Source organism: Ruegeria profundi, assembly GCF_020171505.1.
In the GTDB taxonomy this organism is placed as follows: Bacteria; Pseudomonadota; Alphaproteobacteria; order Rhodobacterales; family Rhodobacteraceae; genus Ruegeria; species Ruegeria profundi.
This window is the reverse complement of sequence record NZ_JAIUZS010000004.1, coordinates 1-12,422: the sequence shown is the minus strand read 5'-3', so window position 1 is coordinate 12,422 and position 12,422 is coordinate 1. Positions and strand designations below refer to the sequence as shown.

The following is a 12,422-nucleotide window of genomic DNA, read 5'->3' as shown; positions in this document are numbered from 1 at the left end:
GTAGAGTTGTTCAACTCAATCCGGACACAGCTGCCGTTTGCTGCGGCGCAGAGCTCAGGAATCAATTGAATGATTGCTCAGCAGACGGAGTTAACGAACAGAGCTATCTTTCGCTGTTTGGTCTAAAAGCGCGGACCCTCATCGCCTACCCCAGGGCAAAACCTTCTTCTACTACAGGATCGAAAAATAGCTTGCGGCGGACGCTCTATTTAGAAAAAGGATAGTAGAAGAAAATACAACAATATTGGGGCAGAAAATATAACTTTTCTTATCAAAGGTTTTAGGGAGCTATTCTTGTCCGGGACAAATGTTTCAACCTCGGTGTCGATTAAAGGCGGGAATAGATCCCTTTTGCTTTGCTTAACCATAGTCAACTCTTAAGAACTATTTATTCTTTTTCAGAACTCACATTAACAGATTATTAACGCTCCAATTATTTCCGTTTTAACGATTTTTTTGGTTGCTGCTGGATGCAATAACTTTAAAATTACTGCTATTGTTAAAAGTCTTATATTCCCAAGTGATTCTTTCGGGATAAAGGTTCAGCTGTTAATGTTAAATTAAAAATAGTAACACCTGAAAGTCGGAGAGCTGCCACATTCCGGCCCTGTTTGAGTAACATTTTTAAGGATGGCATTCGTTCGCCGCCGCTGACCAGTATTTCTCTAAACGAAAAGGATTTCTACCGTGTTGAACTTCCTTAAAGTGAGCGTCTCCGCACTCGTACTTTCTGCATTTGTAGTCGCGCCAATCGTGACCGTTTTCGCCACCGATTATGCATACGCAAAAAATGGTAACGGAAAAGGTGGAGGTAACGGCGGCGGAAAAGGGGATAACGGTGGCGGAAAGGGCGGCAACGGCGGTGAAAAAGGTGCCAAAAGGGGATGGGGTCCCGACAAAACGCTGAACGGGGCAAAAACGAAGTCTGCAAGCAAGAGTCATAAATCAAAGAGCGGCAGTCGTTTAGGTCGAGCTATGAAGGAAGACATTCAGGCTTTAGGCCGCAACCTAAAGCAAAATGGTGTCAAAGGTCTATTCAAAGGGAACAAGGTGCAGACCACCAAAACACGAACAAACAAAGCGATTGTTAAGCAATCCCCAAGACCACCAAGCAGAAAAGCAAAATTCCTAGATGATGGTACACTTGCTCCGCGCAACCTCGGCAAACTGAATGGTGCCATTAACTCCAGTGTAAATGCAAAACTTGCTCATATCGCGAACGGACAATATGCGAAAGGTTCAGGCCCGGTAAGCCTAGCCGCTGGCCTTGCCGTAGCCGACGCAAATTTCAATCATGTCATGGGTGAAGATTACGATTTGAGCCCTGAAGAAGTGAAGGAAATTGCTGCGGCCTATGATTATTTGGAAACGGCTCCAATGACGCTGGAGGAAGCTGAACAGGTTCTTGCCGATGAGGCGGCCACTCCCGGTGCGATTGCACCTGAAGATTTGGAAACCGCACAAGCGGTGAAAGATGCACACGACGTAACAACAGATGAAGACGGAAACAAGATAGGGCAACCAACAGACGGTCAGCTGGCGGCTGCCGAGGCGGTGCATGACGCAGAGGCCAGTTTGTTGGGTCATTACAAAGGCGACTTTTCTGAGGACAGAATCGTCGCGGAGGAACAGCAAGACCGCGTCCTTGGTGCCGTCCGTGCCTCCAATCCCGATGAAGAATCGGTAAAATCCACACTTGGCACTTCGGTTGACGGAAGCATTTATGCGGACGAACACGAGGACGATGATGCTGAAGGATAATCGGAGGGAGTAGATCAAACCCCGGATGGAGAGCCGGAAGACGAATTTGCAAGTAGCGGCTAAACTAACAGTTAGAGGTCCGAGAGCAAAGATCTAGACGCTATTTTTGACAGTATCAGCCACCCGTCGGATTGAAACTGGTCTACTAGTTGGGTGGCTCTATCTCTACTTTGGGGACCACCCAAAACAAAACTTACGCGAAACTGTATGGTCCGCTCTGGGCTTATTTTGTTGAAAAACTCGCCCTTGCTCGAAGGGCCGTCGGCTGATTCAATTCCAGTACGGGGTGGGAGGATTGGCGATGATGGGACCGCGGCAGGAGGCGCAGCCAGCGCTGTTTTACGAGTTCTCGCTGGAGGACCATGTCCCGCAGAACCACCTGCTTCGCTCCATCGACCGGTTCGTGGACCTGTCCGGCATCCGCGGCTACCTTGCAGATTTCTACAGCCATACAGGGCGGCCTTCCGTCTATCCCGAGCTCCTCATCCGAATGCTGCTGGTGGGGTATTGCTTCGGCATCCGGTCAGAGCGGCGGCTTTGCGAGGAGGTCCATCTGAACTTGGCATATCGCTGGTTCTGCCGTCTCGATCTCAGCGATCGCGTCCCTGACCACTCGACTTTTTCCAAGAACCGGCACGGCCGTTTCCGCGACAGCGAACTGCTGCGGCACCTGTTCGAGACGACGGTCGCACGGTGTATTGAGGAAGGCCTCGTCAGTGGCCAGCGCATGGCCGTTGACGCGAGCCTCATCGAGGCTGATGCCAACAAGCAGAACTCGACGCCGAAGGAGGATTGGGACCCGGCGCAGGTCGATCCCGCTGATGGGCCCCGGGCGGTTCGTGAGTATCTCGACACCCTGGACGAGGCCGCGTTTGGTGCGGCCAGCGAGGTGCAGCCCAAGTTCACGTCGCATTCCGACCCCGCGAGCCAGTGGACTGCTGCCCGTAAAGGCCCGGCTTTCTTCAGCTATTCCGACAACTACCTGATCGACACCGACCACGGCGTTATCGTGGACGTAGAGGCGACAAGATCAATCCGGCAGGCGGAGGTTGGTTCGACCAAGACCATGCTGGAGCGCGTGAAGGCCAGGTTCGACCTCCATCCCGAACGCCTGATCGCGGACACCGCCTACGGCACGGCGCCGATGCTGGGGTGGCTGGTCGACCGCAAGATTGCCCCGCACATCCCGGTCTTCGACAAGTCCGGGCGCAGCGACGGGACCTGGACCCGGGCTGACTTCGAATGGGATGCCGAGAACAACCAGTACATCTGCCCCGAGGGGCAAGAACTGAAGCAGTTCCGCCGGAACTACTCGGACCTGAGCCGGGGGCCGACCGGCAAAGGCACAGCCCGCTATCGGGCGCTGAAAGAGGTCTGTCAGGCCTGTCCTTCAAAGGCAAAGTGCTGCCCGAACGCGGAAGCGCGCAAGATCACCCGGGAGGAACATGAGGACGCTCGTCAGGTTGCCCGGGACATTGCGAAGACCGATCAATACGTGATCTCGATGAAGCTGAGGAAGAAGGTCGAGATGCTGTTTGCCCACCTCAAGCGGATCCTTGGCCTGAACCGGCTCCGATTACGCGGTCCATGCGGCGCAAATGACGAATTTCTCCTCGCCGCAACCGCCCAGAACCTCCGCAAATTGGCCAAGATCCTTCCTGCACCGCAGCAACCGCGAAACGCCTGACAAGAAAGGCGCTCGCGCCCTATCCAGTGGTCGATATTCTGCGCCAGCGAACGGGTGTTTTTCCACGGAATCGGCTCAAAGCAGCTCTTCGCAGCCGGTCGCTACGATGACGTTTTGGGCGACCCAGGTTTTTTACTCAACGACGCGAAAAACCTCCCAATATGTTGAGCTGGAAACTATCGCTTCCCCCATCCTTTTCTCCCAGTCGGCATGCATCTTGATCGAAGCGATTTTACTGAAAAAACGCATCTAGTTCGGCGAAATTTTCGGTCTCGAATTCGTCTTGAATGATTGTTTCCTTAGCGCCAAGCGAACCGGTAACGATCCGGCTTTTCAACATATCGATATCTGTCTGCGAGCCGATCTGCTCGGCCCATTCTTTGTGAAGCGCCAACGTCTCTGATTTCATTCCGAACTTGGCCTCGCAAGTCCAGCGCGCGATCATCATGAGGTGTTACCTTCAATAAGTGTAAAAGTTTCGACCTGCACGGTCCGCAACAAACAGGATGGTCTTGTCAGAAGAATTTTTCTTGAGTGGGGCAGGGGTGTTGCGTAGCTTTTGCCCATGACCAATCCTGGCTCTTTCAAGTATTTCAAAACCAGCCCCGAGATCATCCGCCTTGCGGTGATGCTGTACATCAGGTTTCCACTTTCGTTGCGGAATGTCGAAGATCTGCTTCATGAGCGAGGCACCGATGTGAGCCACGAAACTGTCCGATACTGGTGGAACAGGTTTGGCCCGGTGTTTGCTGCTGAGATCAGACGGAATCGTGTTCAGCAGCTGCGCGCGTTCTCCAAATGGAAGTGGCATGTGGACGAGGTTTTCGTGAAAGTGAATGGCAAGCCGCATTATCTTTGGCGGGCCGTTGATCATGAAGGCGAGGTATTGGAAACCGTTGTCACCAAACGTCGAAACAAGCAGGCGGCATTGAAATTCCTCAAGAAATTGATGGAGCCGCACGGCAAAGCGGAAGCCGTCGTCACGGATCGCTTCGCCTCTTACAGAGCCGCTCTCAGAGAGCTTGGTGCTATCGAAAAACAACAGACGGGCAGGTGGCTCAACAACCGCGTCGAGAACTCACACCTCCCTTTCCGACGACGAGAACGTGCAATGCAACGTTTCAGGCGCATGCGAAGTTTACAGAAATTCGCTTCCGTCCACTCCTCCGTCTACAACCACTTCAACCACGAAAGATCGCTGACCAGCAGAGATACCTTCAAGCTAATACGCACCGCCGCTCTCGCAGAGTGGCGCGAACTCGGTGCGGCATAAAGGGCAGCGCTACTGGCCTAGCTGAGACTGGTTCGAATTTGTCTGACAGCACCGTTGTTAGGGTGTGCAGCCATGAAGGAGCTGGATACCAAGAGCCTGATAAAGAGTATTGGGACGGCAGAGGCAGGCCCTAACCCGCACTGCCACACCCTTATGTGTCTTCTTTCCGCTCATAAGCTGTCATCTGAGAAAATAGTCAGATGACCAAGTTGAGCCCAAAGCAGAAAGGGGCTTATTGGCCTTCACGCTCGCAACTGAGCCAAACAAGCGGAGCATTGTGTTCATTTCCTTGCAAATCGGTAGACACCGTCCCAATCTGCGCTGGGGGGATCTGCGATAAATCTGTTGCATCGCGTTATGAAGGTATCAATGAGCAGCTTGTTGCGCGCAATTGATCGATGTGCCTGAAACGCATTCAAAGATTCACTCCAGTTTCTGGACCGATAAAGCGCATAACACGCCTGCCAACTCTCATGTTCACGAAATACGTTTTCTTTGATCCGGGATTCACCTACATCGCTTTTGCCGCCCATGAGTTCGTAAATGCGGGTGGGGCTTGTTGTTCCTGCAGGTGCAACAACGTCAATCTCACGCAAGTAAAAGCTATCTGAAACAAGAAGAAATAGCGCTTCCGAAACGAGGATCCTTGTTCCGTAGACTTTGTTCAAGCCTTCGAGTCTCGAAGCAAAGTTTACAGCCGACCCAAGCGCCGTGTACTGTAACCTTGAACGCGATCCGACGTTTCCCACTACGACGCGACCAGTATGCAGCCCAAAACGCGTATAGAGCGGACGCAATGGCGAAGCGTCTTTCTCAGAGTTGAGGCGCGCTTCGGCCTCGAGACACGCCAATGCAGCCTTGCATGCGTTGATTGCGTGTTCAGGATCATCGAGCGGAGCATTCCATAACGCCATTATTGCGTCTCCGATGTACTTGTCTACAGTACCCGAATTGCAGGAAATCTCCTTTTCCATTGCCTCGAAATACTCCGACAAAGCGGGCATCAATACTTCAGGTTCGAGCCCTTCTGTTTGAGACGTGAAGGCTTGCAGATCTGAGAACATGAGAGTTACGTCGCGCGTATCCCCACCCACGGTTATTCTTTGCGCCTTTGAAACTATTGAACGAACCAGTTCTTTTGGAACGTATGCTCCAAAACTCGATAGGCCCGCCTTCATGCTTGTTATCGCTGCCTGTAAATCTGCAACTTCCTTAATTGTCGATTTCACTTCCAGATCATCGCTCAGGTCGAAATTGCTCATGCGGCGGGCTTCTGTTGCCACGCGGGTAAGGTTGTTACTCAGCAGACGCGCCACGACGAAAGTGAATGCCACGGCCAACACCAGAGCAAACCCACCGACCTGCAAGGCACGGATCGTCGTAGCTTTTATGGCGCCAACAAACTCATCTTCAGGCACCGTTAACCCAAGAATGGGTTGAACATCAAAAATTTGCGGGATCGGCGCAACGGATGCGATATGCTTGTATTTCCCTGACGGTGGAACAAAATGAAAAAATGCTTTCTGGCTTGCGCGCCATTCAGTGATGGCACTGTCAATGACTTCGTTGTCGATTTCTATTCGCTCATTTGGGTCCGTACTGACGAAGTGTGCTGCCTCCCCCTCGAACCGCGTTCCGGTATAAGACAGCAGGTGACCCTCGTGGTTCAGCATAAATGCGCGTCCGTGATCTCCAATTCGAATGTCGTCGAGTATTTGTGAAAGCGCCGATATCGTCATATCGAGAGCGACGACACCAACGAGTTCGCCGTTTAGATTAAGCACACGCTTTGCTACGGTGACGCCCAGACGCCCGGTGCTTTCAAACCTGTAAAGAGGTGTGATGTATATTCCGGTTTGCTCTTTTGCCCCAAGATACCAGGGACGCGTACGTGGATCATATTCTGTCGATCCGCTGAAGAATGGTTCTGCTGGCTCGCCAGTTTGTGCCCAATAGTACGTCTCAACGCGTTTTTGCTCTTGTTCGGAAATGATACGTTTTACGCGATCAACGCCCGCAGGAACTGGACTTGTGTCAGGCCCAAAGGTCTCCCAGCCTTTTGGCAGGTTGATGTTCTGAAAAAAGTCACCCGATTTCTCTTCGGCAAAGTACAATCCATAATAGTGGTCGTTGCCTTGCATCTGCGAGTAGAGAACATCCAGTCCCGCAAGGGATGTTGCCTGCTCGGGGAACTCTAAAAGAAAAACGGACGCGGATGACACAACATCTCCAGCGCCGCGTATCACTGCCAGCATGTCTTCGACCGATTGGGCTCTGGCCATACCCATCCGGTCTTGTGCCGTCCTTAAGGCCAGTTGCTTGTTGCCGAAATAAAGGAAGGCAACGAGTATTGCTGTCACAATCAACGTGAGAAGCGTGAAGACAGTCGCTACGCCGATCTGAAGCCGTATTTTCATCCCATTGTTAAGTAACGACTGAAAAAGGTGAGTCCAGCTTTATATTTCATGGAGTTATTTCAACTGTGGTCCGCATGGAAATAAATTGGCTTGAAGTGATACCAAAATTACCTGGTTTGAACGGATGGGCCAGTGTGTGCGTCGCGGACACAGATATCCGCTATTGGTGGAACAGGTTTGGCCCGATGTTCGCATAGGAGATCAGAAGGAAGCGTGTTCAGCAACTGCGCGCGTTCTCGAAATGGAAGTGGCATGTGGACGAGGTCTTTGTGAAGGTGAATGGCAAACGTCAATATCTTTGGCGGGCTGTGGATCACGAAGGCGAGGTGCTGGAAGCGGTTGTCACGAAGCGCCGAAACAAGGCTGCAGCACTGAAATTCCTCAGGAAATTGATGAAGCGGCACGGTTGCGCCGAAGAGATCGTCACAGATCGCTTTGCTTCCTACAAGGCGGCGCTCAGAGAAGTGGGTGCACTGGAAAAACAACAGACGGGCAGATGGCTCAACAATCGCGTAGAGAATTCGCACCTGCCGTTCCGACGAAGAGAACGCGCGATGCAGCGTTTCAGGCGCATGCAAAGTTTACAGAAGTTCGCCTCCGTCCATGCCTCGGTCCTAAACCTTTTCAATTTGGAGTGCAGCCTCTACGCCAGGCCAAACTTCAAGCTGAACAGTGCCGCCGCTCTTGCCAAGTGGCGCGGCCTATGCGCCGAATAAAGGGCAGCTATTCTGTCCATGTAGAGACTGCTTGGAATTTGCCTGACGACACCGTCAAAAATGCAAGATCTCGAAAATCTCTGTTGCATGAAATCACTTAGCTAGCGCTTCTGTTATGCGTTCAACTAACGCCATCTGAACAATGGCAAACCTTGGGGTTTGCGCAATTTCCTCTAACATCGCGACCCACAGCGGAACCTCAATCTTAGGACACACGTCTTGCGACCTTTTAAGGCGGGTATCCGCGTCGCCAAAAAATGAGGGCAGAAAGGTTTTACCAGCTCCCGAGGCAGCCATCTGCTGTAGCACCAGAAAACTGTCTGCTCCGTTGGTCATTTCGTCGGCGCTCACATTCGCCTTCAGCCATTTGGCAGGAAGTGAACGGCTTAACGCCCCATCAAGCCTCATCCATGTGCGATTTGGGAAACCGTCGTCAAAGACGCCGAAGGACAGCGTTCCTGCACGCTGCCCGACTAGCCCTTCCCCAAGCTTTATCGATGGGCGCACAGCAATGTCTGCTGTCAGTCTGGAAAGATCATGGTGGCTATTTTGGCTCAGCAGAGTCAATTTCAAGCCTGGGTAAAGAAGTGAGATCTCGTTCAGGATGCGAGGTAGAACGATCTGACAAAGACTATCGGTAGACGTAATGCGCACGTGACCCATAGGAGACCGGTTTGCCCCGACAACCGCTCGCTCCACCGACAGCACTGCGTCTTCGACGCTTTCCATGGCCGAAAAGATCGCGTTGGCTTCGGGAAGAACGGAATACCCTGATGGGTTTTTTTGAAAAATTCGGCAGCCATTGCGCTCTTCGAATGCCGCCACTCTGCGCAATACTGTGGCATGAGTAACGCCCAGGGCCGCCGCCGCCGCGTTCAACGAACCGTATTTGCTTACGGCCAGCGCGTACCGAATATCATCCCAATTTTCATTGTTCATAAATTAACAGGTGACGACCAATAACAAACAATTACAAGTAAATTCGTTCAATATAACATTCAGAGCATTGAACAGGGAGACACATCATGATGAAGAAGTTCTCAATCTTAGCGGCAGGTTTTTTGTCAGTGGCTGCAATTGGCACAGCCCTCGCCCACGAAAGCGAAAACCCGGCTGTGAAAGCTCGTACCTCAATCATGCAACTCTACGCCTTCAATCTCGGTACGCTTGGTGGCATGGCCAAAGGCGAGGTGGATTATGATTCCGAGGCCGCAACACGGGCTGCAAACAACCTTGTTGTACTAACGCAGATCGACCAATCTGCGATGTGGCCTGAAGGATCTGACAGTGTGTCCGATCCATCCTCCCGAGCGCTTCCTGCGATCTGGGAAAACTTCCCTGACGTTGGCGCGAAAGGGCAGGCCATGGCAGACGCCGCTGTTGCAATGCAGGCTGCGGCTGGCCAAGATGTTGATGCCCTGAAAGCGGCTATGGGCGATCTGGGTGGAAGCTGTTCGGCATGTCACAAAGCCTACAGAGCATCAAAAGACTAATTGGTAGTTAGCTGTGAAGCGGATTTTCCTATTCACCGCTTTCGCTGCACTTTTGGTTGGGTTGGCCGGTTTGGTGCTGACCCGACCACAAAGAATGGATCAGTCTCAACTCGATGGTTTGAACCCAAATCTCGCCAGAGGCGAAATCGTGTTCCACGCCGCAGGATGCGCATCCTGTCATGCAGCACCTGATGCAGTTGGCGAGGACAAGCTTATGCTCTCCGGTGGTCGCCGGTTTGAGACGGAATTCGGCACGTTCATTGCCCCCAACATTTCCAGTGACCCAGAAGTCGGCATTGGGTCCTGGTCTGCCCTCGATCTGGCCAACGCCTTAGTCCATGGGACCGGACCCGAAGGGCAGCACTATTTTCCAGCGTTTCCCTATACATCTTACGCTAACATGTCATTGGACGACGTCGTTTCGCTTCACGCATTCCTCGGCACCCTGCCAGCGACCGTAACCGAAAGCGTTGCGCATGAGGTTGGATTTCCCTTCAACATTCGACGCGGGCTGGCCGGATGGAAGCTTTTGTTCATGTCGTCAGGCTGGGTGGTCGAAGGTGATCTGACCGACCAACAAAGACATGGCCGGTATTTAGTGGAGGCACTTGGACACTGCGCTGAATGCCATACGCCACGCAACGGGTTAGGTGGTCTGAAACACGATCTCTGGCTCACCGGCGCACCTAACCCCAGCGGAAAGGGACGCATCCCGGGGCTGACCTCAGACCAGCTTGATTGGTCCGAGGCTGACATCGCCGAGTACCTTAAGTCTGGCTTCACTCCGGATTATGACAGCGCAGGTGGTGAGATGGCGGAGGTCATCGAGAACACATCACGCCTCTCGGATGAGGACCGTTTGGCGATTGCCGCCTATCTCAAAGCTGTTCCCGTTTCGTTGACGGGGCCTCCATCCGAGTAACAGTCATTTGGCGCCATGCAGCGGGTACCATATGCTGTCGCCGGTCGCCGGTCGCCGGCAGGAAGCCGTAGCGCCTATCCTCACACGGCTTTGGCACAATCTCACAAGCTTATGGCAGCTGATCGCATGCACGTAGCGCGCAGACGGAGCATATGCCTGTCAATCTTACCGGTTCGTTTGGTTCTCCGACCAAGCGATTGGGAAATCGGTTGGATTGGGGTGCGGCACACAGGGTAATACCAACGGAGGCCCCCACTCACGGCTGCGCTGCCCCCATCTCAACCAACAGATTCACTTTCGAGCAGTACAAAAATGAGCCGCGTGGGGGGAATAAACTCCACGCGGCCAGAAAGTAAGCAAGTATTGGTTGCGCAGTATGCCCGCCCCCAAATCAGCATCGAACCCGTATTAAACGGTCGACGGAATGCAGACATTTAGCGATTTCCGCTCCGTGATTGACACCGCGACGGCATCAATGTTGTCCCGCAAGACTTCTTTTTGTCCGGAATTGGCGCAATCTCGCACAGATTTGGCAGCTGTTCCCACGACTTCATTGCGCAGTCGGGCATATACCAAGCCGTTCCACCGGGATGCTTGGTTCAACATCTGAGCGTTGGGGAGGTCGGTTGGACAGGGGCGTGGCGCGGTCGGTCGAACCGACATAGGCCCCCTCGCGACTGCGCCGCCCCACCATAGCGTTAATCATCATCATCCCGATCGTCATCATCCTGATCGTCATCATCCTGATCGTCATCATCCCGATCATCGTCGTCTCGTTCTCGACGGTCAGCCTCTCTGTCTGCCGCCTCCTCGCGTCGGTCAGCTTCTCTATCCGCTGCGTCCTCGCGTCGGTCAGCCTCTCTATCTGAGGCCCCCGACCGATGATCGCCACGTGCCGTCGCTTCCTGAGAACTATTGCGGTTTCCTTGATCACGTCCAGTGTCACCGCTTCTCTCAATACGTTCCGACTGATCAGATATTGAAGCATCTGCGCCACTTCTGTCTTTGGGTGAACATTCCTCGCGGGATTCTCTAACAAAATCCCGCAATTCACTTGATAACTCGTCATCGCGGGAAAGAGCGCGGGGTCTTAACAACACGTATCGTTGTACTCCGCAACGGTCATCTGCCTGCAATAGTCTGTTGATGCTCTGCAGATATTCGATCTCTGAGAAGCCACGGTTTGCTAAATCGCAACCTGCTAACCAAACGAACACTAACAAAACAAAGCGCATGTCACGATTGCCCCACAATCATTTAGGAACGCGCTTGCATTGCGCAAGCCATCACCAAAACCTGCAATAGCTTAAGGGGGTCAGCATCTTGCGGCATCAAACATGATACATGACGCTGTGTTCTGTCAAATAGCTCTATTGGGTCATTATTGATTCCCAACAGGCGACAATGAGGCCATATAGGATCGATTGTTTCCGATACGGTCGTGAACGGATGTTCCGGCGGTTCCACACCGTGCTTGATCAACTACTCAAATATAGCACCCCAATCGTCCTTCAGACTTAGAGCGCTGCGATATTCACGCAGGCTTTCCAAGTTGCAGCGTAGATCGTTGGGAATAGTGCGAAGCCACTTGCACATGTAAATGCTCTACACTTGTTTTTGATTGGTTCGACTTGCAAAGAACCCCACGTGGAGGTGATCCTAAGCGTGGGGTCTTTTGAGCGTTTTTGCCGAACTTCGACACTCACTCAAAACACGAAACTCGTTAACTCGGCATCTGGGTAAAACAGCAGCCGTCTGGAAATACCGGAAAACGAACCGAGGCATGATCGGGCTCACGTCAGAAGAACTTGGGTTGAGGCGGGCAGGGCGGTTGCTTAGCTTTTGCCCATGACCAGACCCGCCTCTTTCAAATACTTTAAAACCAGTTCCTAGATCATCCGCCTTGCGGTGATGCTGTGTGTTCGGTTTCCGCTCTCGCTTCGGAATATCGAAGATCTGCTGCACGAGCGAGGCATCGAAGCGAGCCGAGAACTATCCGCTATTGGTGGAACAGATTTGATTCGATGTTTGCTGCTGACATCAGAATGAAGCGTGTTCAGAAACTGCGCGCGTTCTCGAAATGGAAGTGGCATGTGGACGAGGTTTTCGTGAAGGTGAGTGGTAAGTGGGATGATCTTTGGCGGGCTGGTGAT

Annotated in this window: 9 protein-coding genes and 2 pseudogenes; 7 read left to right on the top strand and 4 right to left on the bottom strand. The window is 52.6% G+C overall.

Features of this window, described 5'->3' with window-relative positions:
- The first annotated feature begins 687 nt into the window (after nt 1-687).
- A complete protein-coding gene (locus LCM21_RS10385) occupies nt 688-1,761 on the top strand; it encodes a hypothetical protein (protein ID WP_224890551.1) in 1,074 nt (357 codons plus the stop codon).
- Nucleotides 1,762-2,062: 301 nt separating this feature from the next.
- Complete coding sequence (locus LCM21_RS10380; RefSeq protein WP_224890550.1) at nt 2,063-3,448, top strand: transposase; 1,386 nt, start codon at nt 2,063-2,065, stop codon at nt 3,446-3,448.
- A gap of 232 nt (nt 3,449-3,680) precedes the next feature.
- Here the strand turns inward: LCM21_RS10380 and LCM21_RS10375 are convergent, their stop codons facing one another.
- Nucleotides 3,681-3,896 (bottom strand): hypothetical protein, encoded by a 216-nt coding sequence (locus LCM21_RS10375; protein WP_224890549.1) that lies wholly within the window; start codon nt 3,894-3,896, stop codon nt 3,681-3,683.
- Between the two features lie 117 nt (nt 3,897-4,013).
- On the opposite strand from LCM21_RS10375, the gene LCM21_RS10370 reads away from it, so the two are divergent.
- Nucleotides 4,014-4,721 carry an IS6 family transposase gene (locus LCM21_RS10370; protein ID WP_224890548.1) on the top strand — a complete coding sequence of 236 codons (708 nt, stop codon included), beginning with the start codon at nt 4,014-4,016 and terminating at the stop codon, nt 4,719-4,721.
- A 281-nt stretch (nt 4,722-5,002) separates the two neighbouring features.
- Here the strand turns inward: LCM21_RS10370 and LCM21_RS10365 are convergent, their stop codons facing one another.
- On the bottom strand, nt 5,003-7,138 hold the full coding sequence (locus LCM21_RS10365; protein ID WP_224890547.1) for an adenylate/guanylate cyclase domain-containing protein: 2,136 nt from the start codon (nt 7,136-7,138) through the stop codon (nt 5,003-5,005).
- 155 nt (nt 7,139-7,293) lie between these two features.
- Here LCM21_RS10365 and LCM21_RS10360 point away from each other — a divergent pair.
- A pseudogene (locus tag LCM21_RS10360) lies at nt 7,294-7,854 on the top strand (IS6 family transposase); the annotation flags it as partial.
- A gap of 93 nt (nt 7,855-7,947) precedes the next feature.
- On the opposite strand, the gene LCM21_RS10355 reads toward LCM21_RS10360, so the two are convergent.
- Nucleotides 7,948-8,793 (bottom strand): LysR family transcriptional regulator, encoded by an 846-nt coding sequence (locus LCM21_RS10355; protein WP_224890546.1) that lies wholly within the window; start codon nt 8,791-8,793, stop codon nt 7,948-7,950.
- An 86-nt stretch (nt 8,794-8,879) separates the two neighbouring features.
- Here LCM21_RS10355 and LCM21_RS10350 point away from each other — a divergent pair, with 86 nt between their 5' ends.
- Together LCM21_RS10350 and LCM21_RS10345 are read left to right on the top strand one after the other, a co-directional pair.
- Entirely contained in the window at nt 8,880-9,347 is a 468-nt protein-coding gene (locus tag LCM21_RS10350; RefSeq protein ID WP_224890545.1) for a c-type cytochrome, read from the top strand.
- A 13-nt stretch (nt 9,348-9,360) separates the two neighbouring features.
- Nucleotides 9,361-10,269: a c-type cytochrome gene (locus LCM21_RS10345; RefSeq protein ID WP_224890544.1), complete on the top strand. Its 909-nt coding sequence runs from the start codon at nt 9,361-9,363 to the stop codon at nt 10,267-10,269.
- 550 nt (nt 10,270-10,819) lie between these two features.
- On the opposite strand, the gene LCM21_RS10340 is transcribed toward LCM21_RS10345, so the two are convergent.
- The gene (locus tag LCM21_RS10340) at nt 10,820-11,257 is read right to left on the bottom strand and encodes a hypothetical protein (RefSeq protein WP_224890543.1); all 438 of its coding nucleotides are present in this window, start codon (nt 11,255-11,257) and stop codon (nt 10,820-10,822) included.
- A gap of 905 nt (nt 11,258-12,162) precedes the next feature.
- Here LCM21_RS10340 and LCM21_RS10335 point away from each other — a divergent pair.
- Nucleotides 12,163-12,422: pseudogene (locus tag LCM21_RS10335) on the top strand (IS6 family transposase); the annotation flags it as partial.